Annotated in this window: 15 protein-coding genes and 2 pseudogenes; 10 read left to right on the top strand and 7 right to left on the bottom strand. The window is 59.8% G+C overall.

Features of this window, described 5'->3' with window-relative positions; genetic code table 11:
* Positions 1–5: 5 nt before the first annotated feature.
* Genes OOB33_RS16210 through OOB33_RS16220 form a run of 3 tightly spaced genes read left to right on the top strand, consistent with a single transcriptional unit; the run spans position 6 to position 5,162 of the window.
* On the top strand, positions 6–1,487 hold the full coding sequence (locus OOB33_RS16210) for a glycoside hydrolase family 30 protein (protein WP_271009423.1): 1,482 nt from the start codon (positions 6–8) through the stop codon (positions 1,485–1,487).
* Between the two features lie 53 nt (positions 1,488–1,540).
* A complete protein-coding gene (locus OOB33_RS16215; RefSeq protein ID WP_271009424.1) occupies positions 1,541–3,517 on the top strand; it encodes a sialate O-acetylesterase in 1,977 nt (658 codons plus the stop codon).
* On the top strand, positions 3,507–5,162 hold the full coding sequence (locus tag OOB33_RS16220) for a beta-N-acetylhexosaminidase (protein WP_271009425.1): 1,656 nt from the start codon (positions 3,507–3,509) through the stop codon (positions 5,160–5,162). Before OOB33_RS16215 ends, OOB33_RS16220 begins: the two co-directional genes overlap by 11 nt.
* Before the next feature lie 36 nt (positions 5,163–5,198).
* Here OOB33_RS16220 and OOB33_RS16225 read toward each other — a convergent pair whose 3' ends face one another.
* Complete coding sequence (locus OOB33_RS16225; protein WP_271009426.1) at positions 5,199–6,479, bottom strand: NAD(P)/FAD-dependent oxidoreductase; 1,281 nt, start codon at positions 6,477–6,479, stop codon at positions 5,199–5,201.
* Between the two features lie 218 nt (positions 6,480–6,697).
* Between OOB33_RS16225 and OOB33_RS16230 the strand changes: the two genes are divergently transcribed.
* The 5 genes from OOB33_RS16230 (at position 6,698) to OOB33_RS16250 (ending at position 12,999) form a co-directional block, all read left to right on the top strand.
* Positions 6,698–7,876 carry a tyrosine-type recombinase/integrase gene (locus tag OOB33_RS16230; RefSeq protein ID WP_271009427.1) on the top strand — a complete coding sequence of 393 codons (1,179 nt, stop codon included), beginning with the start codon at positions 6,698–6,700 and terminating at the stop codon, positions 7,874–7,876.
* The gene (locus OOB33_RS16235) at positions 7,873–9,363 is read left to right on the top strand and encodes a tyrosine-type recombinase/integrase (protein WP_271009428.1); all 1,491 of its coding nucleotides are present in this window, start codon (positions 7,873–7,875) and stop codon (positions 9,361–9,363) included. Before OOB33_RS16230 ends, OOB33_RS16235 begins: the two co-directional genes overlap by 4 nt.
* Complete coding sequence (locus tag OOB33_RS16240) at positions 9,360–11,690, top strand: hypothetical protein (RefSeq protein ID WP_271009429.1); 2,331 nt, start codon at positions 9,360–9,362, stop codon at positions 11,688–11,690. The genes OOB33_RS16235 and OOB33_RS16240 overlap by 4 nt, the downstream gene beginning before the upstream one ends.
* 46 nt (positions 11,691–11,736) lie before the next feature.
* Positions 11,737–12,156, top strand: a complete 420-nt coding sequence (locus tag OOB33_RS16245) for a hypothetical protein (RefSeq protein ID WP_271009430.1) — start codon at positions 11,737–11,739, stop codon at positions 12,154–12,156.
* A 597-nt stretch (positions 12,157–12,753) separates the two neighbouring features.
* Positions 12,754–12,999 (top strand): helix-turn-helix domain-containing protein, encoded by a 246-nt coding sequence (locus tag OOB33_RS16250; RefSeq protein WP_271009431.1) that lies wholly within the window; start codon positions 12,754–12,756, stop codon positions 12,997–12,999.
* A 518-nt stretch (positions 13,000–13,517) separates the two neighbouring features.
* Here the strand turns inward: OOB33_RS16250 and OOB33_RS16255 are convergent.
* A protein-coding gene (locus OOB33_RS16255) for an IS3 family transposase (RefSeq protein ID WP_271009432.1) occupies positions 13,518–14,616 on the bottom strand; the annotation gives its coding sequence in 2 pieces (ribosomal slippage) (positions 13,518–14,355 and positions 14,354–14,616; 1,101 coding nt in all).
* A 66-nt stretch (positions 14,617–14,682) separates the two neighbouring features.
* Positions 14,683–18,147 (bottom strand): P-loop NTPase fold protein, encoded by a 3,465-nt coding sequence (locus OOB33_RS16260; protein ID WP_271009433.1) that lies wholly within the window; start codon positions 18,145–18,147, stop codon positions 14,683–14,685.
* Positions 18,148–18,301: 154 nt separating this feature from the next.
* Between OOB33_RS16260 and tnpB the strand changes: the two genes are divergently transcribed.
* Complete coding sequence (gene tnpB / locus OOB33_RS24590) at positions 18,302–18,415, top strand: IS66 family insertion sequence element accessory protein TnpB (RefSeq protein WP_442953046.1); 114 nt, start codon at positions 18,302–18,304, stop codon at positions 18,413–18,415.
* A gap of 166 nt (positions 18,416–18,581) precedes the next feature.
* On the opposite strand, the gene OOB33_RS16265 is transcribed toward tnpB, so the two are convergent.
* Positions 18,582–18,749 carry a hypothetical protein gene (locus OOB33_RS16265; protein WP_271010096.1) on the bottom strand — a complete coding sequence of 56 codons (168 nt, stop codon included), beginning with the start codon at positions 18,747–18,749 and terminating at the stop codon, positions 18,582–18,584.
* Between OOB33_RS16265 and OOB33_RS16270 the strand changes: the two are divergent.
* Positions 18,697–18,846 (top strand): annotated as a pseudogene (locus tag OOB33_RS16270) (IS3 family transposase); the annotation flags it as partial. The gene OOB33_RS16265 and the pseudogene OOB33_RS16270 sit on opposite strands and share 53 nt — an antisense overlap.
* Here OOB33_RS16270 and OOB33_RS24595 read toward each other — a convergent pair.
* The 3 genes and pseudogenes from OOB33_RS24595 to OOB33_RS16280 all read right to left on the bottom strand — a co-directional run.
* The gene (locus OOB33_RS24595; RefSeq protein ID WP_442953020.1) at positions 18,828–19,058 is read right to left on the bottom strand and encodes a GIY-YIG nuclease family protein; all 231 of its coding nucleotides are present in this window, start codon (positions 19,056–19,058) and stop codon (positions 18,828–18,830) included. The pseudogene OOB33_RS16270 and the gene OOB33_RS24595 overlap by 19 nt on opposite strands.
* Positions 19,059–19,323: 265 nt before the next feature.
* On the bottom strand, positions 19,324–20,964 hold the full coding sequence (locus OOB33_RS16275) for a P-loop ATPase, Sll1717 family (protein ID WP_271009434.1): 1,641 nt from the start codon (positions 20,962–20,964) through the stop codon (positions 19,324–19,326).
* A gap of 210 nt (positions 20,965–21,174) precedes the next feature.
* Positions 21,175–21,309: pseudogene (locus tag OOB33_RS16280) on the bottom strand (IS3 family transposase); the annotation flags it as partial.
* Positions 21,310–21,313 lie beyond the last annotated feature (4 nt).

Genomic DNA, 21,313 nt, shown 5'->3' on the forward strand with positions numbered 1-21,313 from the left:
CCTCCATGAGCCTCCTGTTTCCTGCTTCTTTCTCCTCCTCAAGCCGCCCTGGCTTTGCGTCTGCTGTGCTGATGCTGGCTGTCTGCATCAGTGCCGGCGCCGGTGCCGGTGTGGCCCAGGCCGCACCGGATGCCGGCAGCGTGTCGTCCTGGCAGACGCGCGCCGACCAAAGCCGATTGCTGGCCCGCGAGCCTGACCGCCGCTTCAAGCCCGGGCAAAAGGCGCTGCCCCTGCACATCGAGGTGGACCCCAGCCAGCGCTTTCAGACCATGGAAGGTTTCGGGGCCTCCCTCACCGATGCCTCGGTCTGGCTGATGCAGCAGCGCATGAGCGAGACGCAGCGCAAGGCCTTGCTGGAGGAATTGTTCGGCCGCGGGCCGGGGGGTATCGGCTTTGATCTGACCCGCCTGACCATCGGCGCCTCAGACTTTTCGCGCAGCCACTACAGCTATCTGGACCTGCCTCCCGGCCAGACCGATATGGCATTGAAGGCCTTCTCGATCGAAGCTGCGCGCGCCGAGCTGCTGCCCGTGGTCAAGTCGGCCCTGGCCATCAATCCCCGCCTGCAGGTGATGGCCTCGCCCTGGAGCGCGCCGGGCTGGATGAAGCAGACTGACAGCTTGATCAAAGGTCGCCTCAAGCCTGAGATGTACGGTGTGTTTTCTGAGTATCTGGTTCGTTATGTCGACGCTTTTGCGGCAGAAGGCGTGCCTATTTTCGCGTTGACGATTCAGAACGAGCCGCACTTCGAGCCGCCTGACTACCCCGGCATGCGCGTCGATCCGGCCGAACGTGCCGCCCTGGTCGGCCAACACCTGGGGCCTTTGCTCGCGCAACGCGGCCTGAAGACGCAGCTGATCGACTGGGACCACAACTGGGACGAACTGAAGTCGCCGCTGGCGGTGCTGGCCGATCCGGTGGCACGCCGCTATGTGGCCGGCGTGGGCTGGCACTGCTATGCCGGCGATGTGCAGGCCCAAACCGTGGTCCATGAGGCCCACCCCGACAAGGACACCTGGTTCACCGAATGCTCAGGCGGCGAATGGGCGCCCGAGTGGCACAAAACCTTGCCCTGGATGATGAGCAATCTGGTGATCGGCAGCACCCGCGGCTGGGCCAAGGGCGTGCTGATGTGGAACATGGCGCTGGACGAAAACCACGGGCCCCATCTGGGGGGCTGCAAGGACTGCCGCGGCGTGGTCACCATCGACTCCAAGACCGGTGAGGTGACCCGAAACATCGAGTACTACGCCCTCGGTCATGCCAGCAAATTCGTGCGCCGCGGTGCGCAGCGCATTGCCTCGCCGACCAAGCTGGGCGGCCTGGAGACGGTGGCCTTTCGCAATGGCGACGATGGCTCCATCGCCCTGATCGTCAGCAATGGCGAGGCGCAAAGCCGCCGCTTCACCGTCGGGCAGGGCGCGCGCCGCTTGGCCTACACCCTGCCCAAGCACAGCGTGGTCACCTTCACCTGGGCGGGCCAGTGAGGTGCAGCCGCGCGGGTGCGCGCTGTGTTCTGGTCCTGGCCGCGCTGAGCAGCATGGCTGCGCATGCCGAACTGCGGCTGCACGGCGTCTTCGGCGATCACATGGTGCTGCAGCGCGCCGTGCCCATCCCGGTCTGGGGGCAGGCAGAGCCCGGCGAGCGCGTCGAGCTGCGCCTGCATGGGCAGCGTCAGACCGTGCAGGCCGATGCCCAAGGCCGCTGGCGCCTGCAGCTGCGCCCCGAGGCGGCCGGCGGCCCCTACCGGCTGGAGCTGCGTGGCGAGCGCAGCGATCAGGTGTTGGTGCTGCGTGATGTGCTGGTCGGCGATGTCTGGCTGGCCTCGGGCCAGTCGAATATGGAATGGGCGCTGCGTGACTCTTTCGGTGGCCCGGCCGAAGCGGCTGCGGCCCAGGACCCCGGCCTGCGACACCTCAAGATCGCCCATCGCACGGCCACTCAGCCGCAGAGCGATCTGGCGCCCGCGCCCTGGCAAGCCGCCACCGGGCCCCAAGCGGCGGACTTCGGTGCCGTGGCCTACCACTTCGCAAGACAGCTGCGGCAGAAGCAGCCGGGCGTGCCCATCGGCCTGCTCAATGTCTCCTGGGGTGGCACCCAGATCGAGAGCTGGATGAGCCGCGAGGCCCTGGCCCGCCAGCCCGATATCGCCCCCTTGCTGGTCGGCATGCCGGACTCGCCGCAGGCCTTTGCAGCGCGCTACCAGGCGCGCATGGACGCCTTGCTCACGGCCTGGCAGGGCAGGGGGGCGAGCGAGCCCGGGCAGGCTCTGGCCCACTGGGCCCGCGCCGATTGGGATGACAGCCGGTGGCCGCAGCTGCAGGCGCCGGGCATGTGGGAAGGCCAAGGCCTGAGCGATCTGGATGGCACGGTCTGGTACCGCCGCAGCCTGCAGCTCAGCGAAGCGCAGGCCGCGGCGCCTGATGCCGTGCTGAACCTGGGCCTGGTTGACGATTGCGATGAAAGTTTCGTCAACGGCCAAGCCGTGGGCGGCCAGTGTGGCTGGGACCAGCTGCGCCGCTACGCCCTGGCGCCCGGCCTGCTGCGCGCTGGCCTGAATGTGATCGCGGTGCGCGTGCGCGACACCGGCGGCGGCGGTGGTCTGCATGGCCGGCCTGAGGGCCTGGCCTTGCAGCTCGGTGGGCAGACGCTGAGCCTGGCCGGGCCCTGGCGGGCCCAGGTTGAATCGCTGCTCGAGAAGCCCGAGCTGGGGCCCAATGATCTGCCCTCGCTGCTGTTCAACGGCATGCTCAGCCCGCTGCAGGGCCTGCCGATTCGCGGCATGCTCTGGTACCAGGGCGAGAGCAATGTGCCGCGTGCGGCCCAGTACGAACGCCTGCTGCCGGCCTTCATCAACGATCTGCGCGCGCGCTGGGGCCAGGGCGAGTTTCCTTTCTTCATCGTGCAGCTGGCGGCCGATCAGCCCTGGCAGAACAACAGCCTGCAGGGCAGTGCCTGGGCCGAGCTGCGCGAGGCGCAGGCGAGGGCGCTGCGCCTGCCGCGCACCGGCCTGGTGCTCAGCAGCGACCTGACCGACGATGGCAATCTGCACCCGCGCCACAAGCGCGAGCTGGGTGAGCGGCTGGCGGCGTTGGCCATCGAAGACGCGAGATCCGCGAACTACGCCAAGCCGAACGGCAAGCCGAAGGCCAAGCTGAACCCGCTGGTCCACGGCCGGGTTCACGGCCCGCTCTTGCAGCGCATGCGCATCCACGGATCCGCCGTGGAGCTGCGCTTCACCCAAACCGCGGGCGGCCTGTATTGCCCGGACGCCGAGATTCGCGGCTTCACCGTGGCCGGCGCCGATGGCGTGTTTCATCCGGCCCATGCGCAGCTGATCGGCAAGCATCGTGTGCGCGTGAGCAGCCCCGCCGTGCCTCAGCCGCAGGCCCTGCGCTACGGCTGGCTCGACAACCCGCAGCCGATCAATCTCTTCAACCGCGCCGGCCAGCCCGCTATGGCATTCCGCAGCGACCGCTGGCCGCGCCTGACCGAGATCCAAAGCTATGGCTTCTGAATCGACTGGAAGGCTTGCCAAGGCTGCCTGCAAGGCGCTGCTGCTCGGGGCCTTGTCCCTGAGTTGCGGCCTGCTCCTTGCGGCACCCGCAGCACCTGCGGCCCCGCCCATTCCCTTGGCTGCGGTGCTGCCGCAGCCGCAGCGGCTACAAGCGCTGGAAAATCAAGCGCCGTTTGAGCTCGACCGGAGGGTGCAGGTCTGGGCCGATCCGGCCTTGCGGGCGCCGGCACAGGCCTTGGCGCGCGAGCTGGGCCTGCGCCCGGCCCGTTCTGGTCAAGCACCGGCGACCGGCGCCCCGGGCCGGCAGATCCGCCTGGCCCTGGCGAAAGATCTGCCGGCCGTGGCGGGTGCTTACCGCTTGCGCATGGCCGGCGAGGCCCTCGTCATCGAAGCGGCCGAGGCCAGCGGCGCCTTCTACGCCGGCCAGACCTTGCGCCAGCTTCTGCCGCCGGGTTGGCGCCTTCGGGGTGATGCCCGCGTCCGCCTGCCGGCCGTCGAGATCGAGGACGGGCCGCGCTTTGCCTGGCGCGGCCTGATGCTCGATGTGGCCCGGCACTTTCACGATGCCTCTCGCGTCAAGCGGGTGATCGACCAGATGGCGGCCTACAAGCTCAACCGCCTGCATCTGCACCTCAGCGACGACCAGGGCTGGCGTGTGCAGCTGCGCAGCCTGCCGCGGCTCAGCCAGGTCGGCGGGCGCGGCAGTCATTCGCAGCCCGACACGGGGCCGGCGCAGTTCTTTAGCGAGGCCGATGTGCGGGAGATCGTGCGTTATGCCGCCGCGCGCCATATCGAGGTGGTGCCTGAGATCGACATGCCGGGCCACAGCGGTGCCGCGGCGCGCGCCTACCCCGAGTTCTTTGACGGCCGTGTCACCTTCAACCCGGCCAAGCCTGAGACCTACCGTTTCATCGACACCCTGCTGGGCGATCTGGTGCGCCTGTTCCCGGGCCGCTACCTGCATTTCGGCGGCGACGAGGTCTGGGTGGACAACACCCGCTGGAAGGACATGCCCGATGTCATGGCCCTGGCGCGCAAGCTCACGCCGGCCGATCAAGCGCCGCAGCTCAAGGCGGTGGAGGCGGACTTCGCGCGCCGCGTGGTGCAGCTGATCCAGAAGCATGGCCGCATTCCCATCGGCTGGGACGAGGTGATCGCCGCCGGGCTTGATGATCCTGCGCTGCTCGTGCAGTGGTGGCGCATGGACAAGCCCGAGGCGGCACGTCAGGCGCTGCGGCAGGGGCAGTCGCTGATCTTGTCGCCGTCTGACCGCATGTACCTGGACTACGCCGCCGGCCTGGGTGAACCGGGCGCACCCTGGGAAGGCAACACCGGCGGCCCGGTCTCGGTCGAGAAGATCGTGGCCTGGGAGCCCATGCCGGAAGGCTTGAGCGAGGCGGAGCGCGAGCGCGTGCTGGGCATCGAGGCGCCGCTGTGGACCGAGAACGTGCGCAGCGAAAGCTATCTGCAGTTCATGCTCTACCCGCGTCTGGCGGCGGTGGCCGAGGTGGCCTGGCGTCAGAGCGCCAATTCCAGCCCGGCCGCCTTTGTGAAGCGCCTGGCACCGCATATCCAGCGCTGGAAGGCCCAGGGCTTGAATGTGCGGGGCAGCTTGGAGGATGCGCACCGCTACCGATTGCATTGAGCCGAGCGGGAGCCTTCGGCCCCGCTCCTTTTTTGCTCAGCGGTGATCAGTCAGTCGTGTGATGCCCAGTGCCTTGAGCACGTACTTCTCGTAGATGGGTTCGGTGTTGCCGCTCTTCATCTTGCTCATGAAGTATTTCTCGAAGGCGATTTTGGCGAGGTGCACCCATTTGCCTTTCTTGAACCAGTTGACATTGCGTGGCGGGATCTGGGGCAGGGCGACGAAGGCCGCGCCGGTGTCGCCCATATCGGCCAGGCAGATGGCGTTCCAGGTGCCTTTGGCCGTGGCGGGTTTGCCCGCCAGTTCGTCGGCGATGTTGTGGGCAATGGCGCTGACCATGCTTTCGATCATGTAGCCCGTTTTGGGGGCGCCGGTGGGCACCGGGGTCACCTCTACCGGCGGAATGGCCACGCAGACGCCAGCGGAGAAGATGCTGGGATAGCGTTTGCTTCGCTGGTGCTCGTCGATCAGCACAAAGCCGCGCGGGTTGCACAGCTCGGGCACGGCGGCCACGGCGTCCACGCCTTTGAAGGCGGGCAGCATCATGGCCAGCTTGAAGCCCACCGCGTGTTCGCGCTTGACCTGGCCCAGATCATCCAGCTCGCTGCAATGCAGTTGGTTGGCTTCGACCTGGTGGGTTTTGGCATTGCAGATCCACTTGATATCGTGTCCGCGCAGCTCGCTCTCCAGCATGCTCTTGCTGTCGCCAACGCCGCCCAAACCCATATGGCCAATATAAGGCTCGCTGGTGACAAATGTCATCGGCACTTTGTGGCGCAGCTTGCGCTTGCGCAGGTCGCGATCGACGATGAAGGCGAACTCATACGCCGGCCCGAAGCAACTGGCGCCGGGCATGGCGCCGATGACAATGGGACCAGGATTCTTCAGAAACTCCTGATACTCGGCCCAGAACTTTTCAGCGTGCGGCACGCTGCAGATCGAGTGGGTGTGGCCGCCGTGCGGGCCTGCGCCGGGTACTTCGTCGAAGCTGAGTTTGGGGCCGGTGGTGATGACGAGGTAGTCGTAGGCGATGGTCTGGCCGTCCATCAGCTGCAGCTGATGCGCGTCGGCACGGATGGTTTGAACCGCCTGCGCGATGAACTCGATTCCTTTGCGTTCCAGGTAGGGCCGGATCGGCATCGTGGTTTCCGCAGCTTCTCGCCAACCCACGGCCACCCAGGGGTTGGAGGGCGTGAACTGAAAAGTCTCGCTCGCGTTCACAACCGTGACGCGGTGCTCGGGACCGAGCAATTCCCGGATCTCGTAGGCGGCCGGCATGCCGCCGAGTCCGGCGCCGATGATGACGATTTGAGCCATGGTGTGTCTCCTGTGGGTTGGCGATCGTTAAGGGGCGAGCGTTTGGGGAGCCGGAAGCGCCGTCTTGTCGCGACGTTTTAAGAGCCTGAGTGTTAGCTTGATTTTACATAATACACATTGTCGAAATTCGGGGTAGTATTTGCAGTGTTGCGTTTGCCGATGTCCAGGAGTCCTCCCAGGGGTTCAGGGTACTTTGATATCGTTGCAAAACCATGCTCATGAAGATCACAAACCGAAGATGCGTTCTCGTTGATGGTCAAAAGCTTCCCCGGTACTGGCCTGCTGTCTGGGAGCTTTTTCACGGCGCTGGTCTCGCTAGCTCGACACTAGAGGAGCGGCTAGGCCACATCGAAGCCCTCTATCAGTACACAGAATTGGCCGGCGGCGGGTGTCTGGACGACGCACTATCAGAGCTTGATGTTGACGTGCTAAGCAGCGCCCTTGAGTCCTTCTTCATTTCGCTGCGGAACATTCCTGTGCCTACCTCGCGCGCGTTGAAGCGTTGGAACGCGGCGTTTCATTTTGTTCGGGATACTTGCGATCGCATTGCTTCCAATCCCTTTGCCCCCGATCGAATGGCTGAACTCAAAGGCCACGTAGCTCGGTTGGACCGGCTCTACCTCGGTCTTCGACCATTGAAGCAGCGATTTGGAGCATTGCCCAGAGCATTGCCGCGGTTAGTGCTTTCTGAATTGTTGGAGATCGCAAGGCCCGGCAATGCGAGAAATCCATTTTCTCGGGAGCCGACGCAATGGCGGGCATACACGCTAGTGCTGCTATTTCTGCTTCAAGGTCTGCGCAGAGGCGAGGCGTTAACTTTGCGAGCCGATGCAATCCGTTCGGAACGTGATCCCGCAACTGGCGCCGTTCGGTGGCTGCTCGCCGTGGAGATGAGTGATGGCGAGGGAGATTCTCGCGCGAATATGCCCAGCATCAAGACCGCTCAATCCATTCGCCAAATTCCGGTTTCGGCGGAGACTGCAGAAGTCCTGCTCACATACGTTGAGAACTATCGCGGAAGAGTCAAGCACCCTTACTTGATCAGCAGCGCTCGCCGCTCGCCGCTTTCGATCGCCGGCGTAACGAAGCTGATGCAGAACCTGTCGACGGCCCTTTCAACAGAAGCTCGAATCGAACTCAAAGGCCGGACCGGCACCGAAACGGTTACAGCCCACGCACTGCGACATACCAGCGCAGTGGTGCGTATGAAGCAGTTGCTAGCGAGGAACTCGACGACCGATCAAGCCATGATGCATCTGCGCAGTTTCTTTGGATGGTCCAAGACCTCAGTTATGCCGCTGCACTATGCAAAGACAGCCCTAGATGAAAGGTTGTCCGAAGTCTGGGAGGACAAGTTTGATACCCGTCTGGACCTGCTGCGGAGCTTGGCTCAATGATTCTCGCCTTACCTATTGCTAGTGACCATTTCGCTCAGGCGCTCCGGACACTTCCTCCACTTCCTCGAATCATCCAATACGAAGATGACTACGACGAGCGGATTCGCTCAATTCATGTCGAGGACGCCGAAAACTTTGCCGAACTACACCTGTCCGGCAAGCCAACAAAGCTGAATTTCAGTAAGTTCGCACCAAGGACTCGCCCCCTCCTCCGCTCATTCCTACTCATTAGTCTGCAGACCCTCTCACCAGCTTCGGTTCAGAACTACTACAAGAACCTGATCCGGATCGACGGCGACGATGTCGAGTTGCTGGCCCTCTCCAGGCCAATGGATGCGAAGGCATCTTGGCCAGTGATGCTGGCAAAGTACTCGGAAGAAATAGCATTTGTCCTCAAGGCCCTGGTCGCATTCCTTTGTCAAGCTCGCATCGGTCAGTGGACTCCGTTGCATGCAGATTTTGTCCGTAAGGCATTGGCCGTTCCCAAAGGCCGCGATGCCTATGCTTCAGTTCGCGCGGGTGACTGCTTTCTAAGCACTGATGAGGAGGCGCGCCTAGTCCGTTGGATAGACGACGCCGCGAGATCTCCTTCTGAGATGAACAAGGCAGATTTGGAAATCGCGTGCTTGGTCATTTGCTCATACCAAATGGGAATGAGGCCTAAGCAGCTGGGGATCCTTCGGAAGCGGGACTGCTCAGTTCGTTGGAGCGATGTTGATGGCAGCCCAATCGTGCACCTACAGTTTCGGATGCTGAAGCAGAGGGACGCGCTAATGTCAAGACTTCCGCTTGTCCGCAAAGTTAAACGTGAATGGGCCTCGCTATTTGCTGCTCTATGGAGTCTGAAGAGTTCTGACAGGGACGACTCCTTTCTGTTCGGCTTCACGAGTCGATCAACGCTAAGTGCGGCGCTGATTGATAAGCTCGATGAGATTCTTCCCGCCGGCGGTCGCGTTGCATACGACCTCCGCCATTCGTTGGCGCAACGCTTGGTGGATTCAGGTGCCAGTCACGAGGAATTGGCTGCAGCTATGGGACATTCCGAATTGCGGACCGGTCTCGTCTATTTCCGGGCCTCTGCAAACCAAGCGGAACTTGTGAACAAGGCTCTCGGGGTCTCGGAGACGTATCGCACCGTAGCCAGGATTGCCACCGAAAGATTTATCGACAAGTGCGAATTAGCAAAGCTCCGTGGCGATCAGCAGATAGCAGGCGTGCCGCATGGTATTCCCATATCCGGAATAGGCGGATGCAAATCCGGTCAACCAAGCTGTTCGTTTAACCCAGTTATAGCCTGCTATGGCTGTCCAAAGTTCATGCCCGTGCGTGACCTTGCGCTCCATGAACAGGTCCTTCAAGACTTTAGGAGCATCGTGCTGTTCTACAAAGACGTTGGCCACGGCGAAGTGGCTTCACCCGCATTCCTGCAACTCCAGCGCACCATCTCCGAGGTGCAAGGTGTAATCCGTGCACTGGGGGCTGAATGAACAACATGCTGAATTTGCAGCCTACCTTACCCTTCGCACACAACATCAACCCGAACTTTTTGGCATTTATCGAGCAAGCCAAGCGTATCGCCACAGATGCCGGGTTTCACTGGGATATGCGTGTGAACGAAGCAGGAAACGCTGCCAAGGGATTCGAGTGGAACCTTCGGCTCATGGCCAACGACGGCCGCCCGAAGCCACAGATCTTGCGTACGTTCGCTGAGGTCGGTGAAGCTCTTCAAGTGATGGGGAGGCGAGAGGCTGTAAGCGGATCTCTGAAGGCGGGCACTGTTTCGAAAGCCTGGCAGGACCTCATAAAGGCGTACACGATTGAGCACGTACTGGTGCGACGGAAGAGCATTCAGTACATCAGTCAGGCTGCAGCTGCACTTCGACTCATCGCCACGATTTCTCGACGGGAACCCTGGACGACTACAGCGGACGACCTTCGGCTTGCATGCGAGATTTCGGACGAACTCCAACCTTCTCGAGGCCGTACCCTCGTCATTCTGGGGTTAATTTCAACCGTTGTTGATCCCCTCCATCTATTCAATGCATGCCCGTTAAGCGGCTTGCTTTCCCGTCCAGAGAGGATGCGTTCTGGAAGGGCGCGCTTTGCTCAGACTACAAAGAAGCTGGCGAAGACACTCGCAGAGCGGAAGGCCGAGGAGAAGTTGCCGGAGCGTCGTGCATTTTGGGAGCTTGTTCGCATCGTCTTCACTGAAAAGCCGCGCACCTTCAACGATGCACTTCGCTTTGCAATGATCAAGGTGCTGCTGTTCACTGGGCTAAGAGTTGGCGAAGTCGCACACCTGCCCCTGGATTGGAGGCGATCGCGCACGTACCTGGATGATTCGGGACGCCCTGCTGGCGAGCTAGGTGGTATCTCGGAGACCCTCTCAATCCGTCACTTCGCCGAAAAACAGGATTGCAACAAGCTCTACGAGGAGACGCAATTCGTACCGGACATGTTCCGTGAACCGTTGGAGAGCACCCTGGCCGAAGTTGCAGTGTTGACGGCACCACTGCGGGCCACACTCAAGGCTCAGTACGAGTCTGGCCGCATTTTCCCAATGTACGAACTAGACCAGTTGGTGGATTCGGTAGAAATGTATGTTCGCATGTCTGGAAACCCCGTCTGGGCAGCTGTACCTTCGGCCGAGGTAGAGGCCGCCATTTCCCGCTATGCCGACTCTTTTGACGCGCGCGAACTAGCTGACCTCCAGGAAATGCAAGCCTCCGCAGACTCGCTTTCGGCAACGGTCAGCAGATATTTTTCTGCCGAGCGCCGAGAGTTTGGACTTGTTCAAAGGCGAGCGGATGGAAGTCGGCCAAAGCGCGGCATAAGAGGAACCTACTTGCGCATTGCCGAAGTCGAAACTTTTATAGGCAAGCATCAGCCGACCAAGGTATCAGACCTGACCCCCCTAGTTCTCGACAATGGCTCAATGATTGCACCTTGGGAAATGCTCTTCCTTATGCCGAAGCGCGCAGTTGGCGCGGGTAGAGGGGAGACGATTGTGGACCCAGTGCTAGCCTCGTCCATCGGAATTGCGGACGAGATCCTGGTCCAAAGCTCGCTTGGGGGAGACGCGAGAGAGGCCACGTCGCTGTTCAACTTGTACGGACAATCTGACAACGACCGAAAGTTGAGCATCAAGAGCCACGCATTCCGTCATTTGCAAAACACCGAACTGTTCCGCCTTGGCGTCGCCGACACGATCATCTCCAAGCGCTTCAATCGGCGGAGCGTGGCGCAAAGCTACGACTACGATCACCGGAGCTTAGCCGAGGAGCTAGATCAGATTGAATTGCCCGAGGAATGGGAGCTCATGATCGGCGCAAGTAAGGCTGCAAGCGTGGCCAAGATGATCAAAGCAGGCCGTGCCCATGGCCCAATCGTTCGAGAGTTCAGGAGTATTCAAGCCAAGGAAGGTGACGAGGCTGCGTTGCGATTCTTGGCGGTCGAGGCAGATGGATTCCATGCCACGCCGTATGGGACTTGCTTGAACTCGTTCACTGTCGATCCCTGCCCCAAGCACCTTGAGTGTTTCTCGGGCTGTCGCCACCTGTCGGCAACCAATCTACCGGAGCACCAAGACAACATTCTCAAGTTGCACGGGCGATTGAAGATTGCATTGGAGAGCGCGCAGGCTCGCCCGGAAGGAACGGTGGGCAAGGCCAATCAGATCGCCCACGCCATGGAGCGGCTCAAAGGGGTCGAAGCACTAATGACCACCCTCCCCGGCCAAGCCGTATTCCCGGATGGCAAAGATCTCTCCGGTGCTTCTGCAGATCTCCCACAAAGTGTGCTGCATGGTGCGTAAGACAAAGGACCCCTCCCACCTCGAGCTTCGAGATGTGCTCTCAGGCATGCTTGACCGCGATGAAGACATCACCGCTCGAGCCGTGGCGAGACGACATTCCTCCATCAAGAATGCAAGTGACTACACCCGGCATGCGGAACGGCGGGCGCTTCTGGAGCAAGCTCAGACCAAGCAGTTAGAACTCCGCAAATTCTCAACGAAGGTGCGACGGGAAGGCTCGCGTCTTGCAGCGGAAAAATTGCAGGCTGCCGAAGCCCGGATACGCGCGTTGGAAGAAAACGAGAGCGCCAGAGTCTCCAGCCATTTGGCGATGATTCATGCAGTAGCGGAACTTGGGGGGACTGCAAAGCTACTTGCTTTCTATCGCGCTTACGCGGAGGTTCGAAATCGGCTTCATAGGCAAGGTGCATTGCCAGAAAACATCACCGCTGAGTCGCGAGGAATGCCGTTAGAGCGCTCGACCTGAATCGGCAAGTCCTCTCAAAATGTCGAATACGAACTAGTCATTCATCTTCAACCGTCCACAGAGCCTGGAGACTTCGTTCTTCGCCGAGTCGAGTCCCAAAAAAACTCCAGAGGTATGTGCCTGATTCGGTCTCGATCCTCCAACATCGGTCATCCGAGTAAGGTTCTGAGCATTCGGTGATGGTGGTACATCGCGAGAGTATCAGTCGGTCCTCACCCGTAACTTGCTGTGGCAGCATGACGTAGAGCCGCCGCTGGTCCCATCGATCAAGTCGCGCTGCCGTGATCGCATCTTCAAGCAAGCCGAACGCAAGACGCCGACTAGATAGGTGACTGTCACCTCTCGATGTCTTCGCCGCTGCCTGCAAGAGCCAAATTGGCATTGGCCCGATCAATTCTGTGGCGCTGTAAAAGGTGAAACCTGGCTCTGAGTTCAAGCCTTTCGGCCAGATCCGCGACCAAGTCTCATGCGCTCGGAACATGCCCAACGCTCCTCATCTTGATTGGATAGGGTCTGCGACTTTTGATCTGCTGGGTCTGCGTCATATGTGGAAGATCGTCCGTGGTCTGATTGGCATCATATTCAGATCATCGTCGCATGCCAACGCCGTCCCCTAGGCATGCGCAGGACCCTATCTTGGTAGCCCTGGGCAATGCAATCCGCGAGATCCGCTTGGAAGCGGGCATGTCTCAAGAAGACCTGGCTCATGGGAGCCAGATCGATCGCGCTTACATGAGCAGCATTGAACGCGGCCGCCAGAACCCAGGGATTATCTCCATTGCTCGAATTGCGGGTGCACTGGGGCTCGCAGTTAGCGAGCTAATGCGACGTGCGCAAATCTGACGCTTTAAGTGCGCGTCACGATTCCTTAAATGCTGAATCGAACCGCTTTTCTGGCGTTTCATTTCAAGCAGTTCGGTTCGTCCAGAGAGGCTCTTGCGACTTCATCGTCATGCCGAGCTCGCGTCCGAGGTGATATGCAATTTGGCATTTCTCTCAATCAGATACATGCGCTGAAGAACTCCCGCAAGCTCATGATCGGCAATCGTAGAGGCACCGTGATACGGCAGGTGAACAGCTCCCTGAAACGTCCCGTCCGTCGACGAGCATCCTCGCGGGCGCCAGTGACGCCTTCTCGCCCTTTTCAAGCTTGCTCTTGGGTAGCTCCTCACAACGCCCAGATTCTTCTGTTCGGATTGTTTGCCAAGCAGGCGCAGCTAGCCTAAGCGATGTGCCAGCTGGAACTCGAGTAGTCGCCAGTCGCGCCTTAGTTAGACGGTTCGATTTCGGCAAGGTACTCGGTCAGTTCAGTGTTACGTCGCTTGCCATCGAGGTGACCTGCGTACGTAATTTGTAGCCACTCAGGCGGTGAGTCTCGGGGTGATGTTATCGGTGTCGGACCATTCGCGGCGAACCGCAGCGGGCGGCCGGTAGCCCAAGGCGCTGTGCGGCCGGCGCTCGTTGTAGAACTGGCGCCAGGCTTCGATGAGCACCTTGGCCTCGGCCAGTGTGCGGAACCACTCTCGGTTGAGCAACTCGTCGCGCAGCTTGCCGTTGAAGCTTTCCACAAAGCCGTTCTGCCAGGGCTTGCCCGGCGCGATGAAGGCCGGCCCGATGGCCTCGTCGCGCAGCCAGCGCATCACGGAGCGCGCGGTGAACTCTGCACCGTTGTCGCTTCGGATGTGCTCAGGCTTGCCGTACAGGCGCATCAGCCGCGACAGCGTAAAGATCACATCCTGCGAGCGCAGTCGGCTGGCCGGCACGATGGCCAGACACTCCCGCGTGTGCTCGTCCAACATGCACCGCATCTTCAGCACGCGCCCGTTCACGAACTGGTCGTGCACGAAGTCGTAGCTCCAGACGCTGTTAGGTCGCACGGCACCGGGCAGGCGCATGTCGCAGCCGCTGCGCCGACGGCGCGGACGCTTGCGCGGCTGATGCAGGCCCAGGCTGCGCCACAGCCGCCGCACCCGGGCTTCGCCCACGTCCAGCCAGGCCGCCATGCGGCGGTAGCCGAAGCGCGGCACGTCTTGCGTTGCGTCCATGAGTCGAGTTCCCTGCGCCCGGTCCTTGCCAGGCTGGCGCAGCGCATAGCTGCTCACGCGCCGACTCAGCCCCAGAATCTGGCAGGCCCGGCGCTCGGAGATGCCCCGGCAGATCAGGGCTCGAACAGCAGCCCGGCGACCTGACGGGATGTCATTTTTTTCCGGTGAACTCCTTCAGGCCCTCGATGACCAGCAGTTGCTCGGCCAGCATGCGCTTGAGCTTGGCGTTCTCGGATTCCAGTTCCTTGAGCCGTTTGGCCTCGGCTACATCCATGCCGCCGAACTTGTTGCGCCAGCGGAAGAAGGTCTGCTCGGTGATGTTGTGGCGCTTGCAGACCTCGCGGATCGATTCCTGCTTGCTCTCCGCTTCGCGCAGGATGCGCACCACTTGCTCGTCGGTAAATCGCTTCTTCATGAGTTCTCCTCGTTTCAAGGTTACGAGAGAACTCACCTTCCATCTGGTCACACGAAACGTCTCAGGTCAATCGAAGCTCGCGCCGAAACTGAACCTGCGCGACAGCAAGGCGTACTGATGCAGTCCATCTGCGTTGGCCCAGACACGCTTCGACGTTAGCAGCGCGAGGATGGCATCGATGTTGTCCCTCTGGGGATGTTTCTCCCACTTTCGGACTTTCGCTCGCAGGTCAGCGACGGTCTCACCAACCTGGGCAGTCTCAAGTAGCCGATTCCAATCCTCTAGAAGGTCTGGCGCGCCAGTGACGATTGCGGCCTGAGCCATGAGCTCAAAGAAGTCGCCATCGATGCTGCCGCCTGCCTTGACGCCGGACAGGCTCGCCTTCATGACCTGATAAATGTTGAGGAACCGTACGAGCCGTCTGGGCGAGTTTCCAGCCCAGCGAGCAAGGCTGGTCATGAACTCCACCTCCGACTTACTGAGCTCCACGCTGGGGACGTCGGTGGACTCGGCCTCATCATCCGCTGCGACGCCAGCGTACTCATTGGGCGATAGCTCAGGGGCGGTCCCAGCGCCGGCTCCTTGGAGTGGCCCGGCTGCCTGGACTTGAGCTACTTCGTTGGCGACGCCATTGCTCTCGCCGCCGCCTTCGCCTCCGTCGCCCCTCCCGCAGTCGAATGCCCTAGGGGCGTCTCCATCATATTCTTCTGCGTCTGGAACCATGCTCTGCGCAGCGGCGCCTTTGAGCCTGTCCTCCATGAACGTCTCACCACCGTCTCCGTCCAACGGGCGGACCCAGTAGGGGACCTGAAAGATCTTCTCCAGGTAGTCATGCGCCGTGGCGCCACCGTCGCCTGCCGTCTTTCCGAGCATCTTCGAGTAGGTGGCGTTCAGCGCCTTCGACACCCAACGCACATCGACGGCAACGAAAACCACGAACAGCCGGAAGGAAAGCAGCAGATGTACAGCCTGCAGAACCTCCACAACCCTGTCAGGCTGGCATCGATCCAAGTCGTCGATGTACAGCACGATGCGGCTGACGGTTGGAGCATCCGTCCGAACGGCAGTGGAAACCACGCTGTCATTCAACTGTTTCACTTCCTCTTCGCGCAGGAGCAGGACGCCCTCATTGTCCGCGGACGTTTGGGCTCTCGCGACCAGGTCTTTAACGCGCTTGTCGAACATCTCCTGTTCGCGTTTCGCCTCAGCGTCGCGGTCGAGCTTCTTGTTCCTTGATTCAGAGATAAGGTCAGAGAGTTCTTCGAAGTCCTTGCGTACCGTAGATACCAGGCCAAGGTGCTTGGCGTAGTCGTCGCCAGCGGCCCTTGCACGCAAGAAGCTGAGCAGGCGCCCGCGTCCGTTCTTCGAGTTGTACTCGCGTGCGGCCTCGCCAACCTTTGCTGTGCTCGCGGCCAGCCTGGCCTTGCCTTCTGAAACTTCTGCGGAGATGCGCGCCAGATCCTCATGAAGCTTCTTGACCTCCTCGACAGGCTTCTCAAGCCGCTCCTCGGAGACCTGCTTGAATTTCTCCCGCACAGACCGCATGAACTTGATTGCGCTCCGGACCTTGGAGGTTGTTTTGACCAGGATGGCCGTCAGTCCCAGAAGCAAGCCACTCGCGGATGCGGTCCATCCAGACACCAGCGTAGCGAGATCAGGTCGGTCAAGTAGCCGGCCCAATATGGTCGGTCCGAAGTACACAAAGAGCCCTGCCACGCTGGCGGCGCCAATGAACCACGCAACCCCCTTTAGGCTGCCTAAAGCTCGCTTGGCCTCCTCCAGCACAGTGCCCGCGTCAACCCGAGATTCGTTGAGCTCCTGAAACGCAGCGCTTAGCTTCTGGCCGTCTTCGGTCACACCGTCCAGACCGAGAGCTTTCGCGTGAGCCTTCAACTCAGTGTCGCCACCGATGCGCTCCTTAAACAGGGCAAGCACCGTCTCCCAGTAGTTGACCGGTAACGCTGCCGCTTCGGTGCGCCTGCAATTCAACTTGAACTCAGCGTCGGCCAAGAAAACTGCGGCGTGCGCTTGCTCGGCGCGGCGCTCCATGAGTTGCTCGGCGCTGGCGATGGTCAACTCGCGTGCTGTGGTGAGTTGCTGAAAGACTTTGTCAGCGGATTTCTCGGTTGTCGCCTTGTTCAGCTCCGAGAATATGTGGTCAACCAGGCTTGCCCACAGGTTGGACTCGACGTAGTGCCACGCGTTGAAGCGAATCTGCACCACGTCGCGAAGCAGCTTCTTGCTCGCCGTCTCCTTTGGTGCCTTGTTCGCCGCTTCGATCCGGTCATAGACCAGACGCATGAAGAATGACTTGCCTGCCCCCCAATCTCCGAATACGCCAACAGCCAACGGCGGGGTCAGCTTTCCAGAGATGGCGAGAGCTGCAAACGCCTCAGCTTCACGTGTAGCGCCGAGGGAGTCTCTGGCGTCCTGGGACCAGGCGCTGTCGTTGCCCAGGCTGACAACGCCGGTTTGTCCCTCGGCTGCGATCGCAAGGGAGCCGCGGCCACCGATGGCGCGCTGCCAGAGGGGGCGGAACACGTGCGCGTGCGCCGTTACGCGGGTCAGGAATCGAGCCTTCAGGTCGCCGAGCGACAGACCTGCTCGCTCAGCGTGTCCCAGGAACGCAGCGTCCTCCGCCTTGAGAAGCGCGGCAAGAAGTCCATCAGCTGAGACTAGACCATTCGCAGGGGCCGTGAACTCAGAGGCGCGGGCGGCTGAAAGTAAGTCATTCGAATTTGGGGTGAGCGCATCCTCGCCTTTTCCTTTCTTCTGTTGGCGAAGATAGTCAGTCTTCAGCTTGGCAAGTGGATCACTGAACTCCTCGGCCACGTCGCGAACGGCTCGCCACGCTGCATACTCCCGCGAGCTACGCTCGTCAACCTCCCCCCAGGCTTCAGGGTCGAGCGCAGCAAGAAGCAGGCGAGTCGAGCTGACAGAGCCCGTCAGCCCAACGCGCCGGTAGTCGGCGCTTCGGATGATGGATGCTGCAGGGGATGTGAATCCATCTGCGTTCAGGCCGCCGGGCAGGTCGGATCCGGGCTTCGCTCCTCCGCGTTTTCTCGGTAGGTGCGGTAGCAAGCCTCGGCCGATAGCCTTGCGTCTACTCTCGCCTACGCGCATGAGACCCAGAAGCCCCTCAAACTCATCGGGCTGCAAGGGGAAATTTGCCCCTTGGGATACCCTTAAGAAGCTGTGATTGCCGAGAACGCCGGAGGATACAAGCTCCCGCCTCGATACAGGACTATCCAGAAAGAGCTCAGGTGAGACGGGAATGCGCCAGCGCTCAGTGTCTTCTAGCGTCGACTCCAGGACAGGGGCGCCGCTAACGATGCCCCAGCCCCTCAGACCGCCTTTGAGGCCTGACTCCCAGAACACAACGAGATCACCCTCGTGCGTGTCCTTGGACCTATAGATGATTCTCCAGTTGACCTGCCGCAGTCCCGCGAGGTCCTTCAGCCAAGTGGCCTCTCCAGCTGGCTTGTATTGGAATAACCAGGCATGCTTGTTCTGTCCATCTGACTTTTCCATCCGTCCTCCCTGCGCCGTTTTTCGGCATCGTTGTCATCGCGCTAGGCCGATGCTGCCACTTTAACCGGCTGCACGGTTCCGCCAAACGACTGTCAGCCAGGGCATTTCAACCTTTGGGTCCAACAGGCTCGCTCAACGCGAGGAGCCGCCCTACCTGTTCGCCAACCGCCGCGCCAACCGCCGCGCCAACCGGATGAAGGTTCTTGTGCATGACGGCGTCGGCGTGTGGCTGGCGTCCCGCCGCCTAAATGCGGGCCACTTCGTCTAGCCCCGCGATGTGTCCGGCACGCTGAACCTGACCCGTGCTCAATTCGACGCCCTGGTGCTAGGCCTGTCGTGGCAGCACGTCAGCGAGGCCGGCGTCATCACGCTGCCGTAGTCGCTCGTCCATTGCGGCATCTGCCGATGGGCGGCGAGGCTCATGGCGGGCAGCCTCACCACTCGTAATTGCCGATGACCTCGACACACTCGACGCCCACCAACTGCGCGATGCCCTGCCGGCTGCACGCGCCGAGGCTGAGTTCAAGTAGGCCGTTATCGACAAGCTCACGCACGAGGACGGCAGTGGAACCGGCAACACTGGAATGGGTTGCCTGGTTCAACCATCACCGGCTGATGGGGCCGCTGGGGCACGTCCCGGCTGTGGAGTTCGAAGCCAATTACCATCGTCAACGCGCTGGTCAGGCCGCGACCGTCTGACTTAAATCAACGGGCCTCCTCGGACCCCGGGGCGATTCATCGTTTGCCACCTCGTACTGATACCGAAACAGGACTCGGATCGACTCGTGAAGTCTGCTCCACATCGCCCCTTTGCCGTTCATATGCTGGCGGTGCCGCCGAATGAAGTTGTCGGAGATGCCGACGTAAAGGCGATCGCCGGTCAGCTCCGATACATGAAACCATTTGCGCATGCCTGATAGTTGAAGACTTTTGCCGGTCGGAAACAGGAAATCATCTGCGGTCCACCCGGATCCAGGAAGGTGAACAATCACCAGGGCGAATGGACGCGCTCATTACGGTCTCCGGCGTGACCGCGCTGAAAGGAATCTCTAGGATTTCCTGGGTCAGCTGTGCAAGGACATCCGAGCGCAAGTTCCGTCCAAAGTGTCGCACCTCGAGGCCACCAGTCGCGTCTTCGAGTTCCTGGTCAGTCCGTCGTCAACTTGCTCCGTTGGCTCACGCCACGACGGTTCCTAAGCTACCCCAGAGCATTGGATGAACAAATGCGGTAGAAGATGGCTTAATTTGCCCATCTGATGGTGGACGCTCCGATGAAAAGTTCCAAGCCTCCGACGAAAAACCGTCTGACTTGATTCCGATTGCGCCTACGGTGAATAAAACCTTTGTGAGAACCACAACAAATGCATGCGCTGAAGCACCCGGCGAATTAATAAAGGTGCGCCCAGCATCTATCACCGGATCAGTTGGATGTTCAGTATCAATGCAGTGCCTGAGAGAGAATTCCTCAACTGCCTCCTTGGAGATCGCAGAAAGTTTGAATTTGTGGGGCAAACGCTCCAAGAGCCCCAGATATTTCTTTAGCCCTGGAAAATGATTGAACCACTCATAACAGAGCGAATCCAGTCGCTGAGCCGAATACTCCCTCTCAGCCTCGCGTACTGTTTGAACCGACACAACCCCCTTACCTTCGGAACGCCTCAAGCACTCATTCACAAAGGCAATTGCATCCCTTGGCCTGTAAAGCGTCCGTTGCAATATATGATCCAGAATTGGCATTCCTCCAATCATCTCTGGAAAAATATCCGCCAACTTTAGGCCATTGGAAGTGTATTGTTCGCGACAAAGCTGAGCAACACGACGGTCCAAAAGCTGCCCAAGATGCTCTTTGCTCCACGCAAGCCTCAAAAACAGCGCACGATATTTCTCTTCTTGGAAGCCAGAATCACGCGTTTTCTCAAAAACGCTCTCCAGCAAATCCACTCGCAGGGCCACAATAATCTTGACATTCGATAGCACGCGAAGGTGCTTGATTGTATCAATCAAAGATCTGATGAGCCTGTACCTCAACTCATCATCAACCCAATTCTCATCCAGCCTATCTATTAGAATATACTGCTTCGCTTGGGGGTCGTTGAATATCTCGTCCGCCAATAATTGAATAACATCAGAGAGCTCTTTAATCTGAATTCCATTTATTACCCTTTGAGCCCTATGAATTACGTCGGCCCTTATCTCCTGGGCTCCCTTCTCATGCGCAGAAATTCCGGTATTTAGATATTTAATGTCGGCGCCAATTTGGCTCTTTACTTCGCACTCAAGCTTATTGGTAACTTCTTTAATTCGATACTCTGTCTCTTCCCAGAACCTATCGCCCCAGTTCTTGAGGTAGTTTAGCGCTCGCTCCTTTGCTTGATCAGTTTTTCTAAGCGATGGCAAAAAATTTGAAATCCAGTTTCGTGTGCGTTCTTCGCTTGATAAATTGAATTTATTCCTAAGAAGCTCAACGGTAAATACATGCTTCCAAAGTAGAGAATAAAAAAGATCGAGTTTTACACCTGATTTTGCAAGTGTTTGCAAAATATCAGAATTTGATATAAAATTTAGAGATAAGTTCTCCGGCTGAATCTCGATGACATGCTCCTGTGACGCCTTGATGTGACGCATCAAGGCACTTTTGCCAGCACCTGTTCTACCGACGATTATTCGCTGCGACGTCGAGCAGTCGGCTAAAACTTCATAGTCGCCGGTATCTACAAAACAGCTGGAAATAAATCGATCATCGCTTTCCGCGTCTGGCTCGCCAATTGATGCACCCTTTCTGAACCTAAATTGAAGACTTGCAGGCTTTACACTCATGCTTCATCCCTGAATCGTTGATCGTTGTTGCAATACAATAGTGTCAAACTAGGCCCCATGAACATGATGCCGACGTTGGGGAGCTTGTCGTCCAACGAATCTCGCTCTCGTTGTGCTTTTGATTGGGCCGTAAAAAGGATCGCTCCGGGTTTCACAGTGGCCCGTTGGTTTAAGTCATTAGGTCGCGGCCTGACCAGCGCGTTGACGATGTTAATTGGCTTCGAACTCGGCAGGCGGGACATAGTCAAGCAGCCCCATCAACCAGTGATAGTTGAGCCAAGCTACCCATTCCAGTGTTGCTAGTTCCACCGTTTGCTTAGTTTTCCATGGCCCCTGGCGGTGCAAGGAG

The sequence above is a fragment of the Paucibacter sp. B51 genome (genome assembly GCF_027863535.1).
Taxonomy (GTDB): domain Bacteria; phylum Pseudomonadota; class Gammaproteobacteria; order Burkholderiales; family Burkholderiaceae_C; genus Paucibacter_A; species Paucibacter_A aquatilis.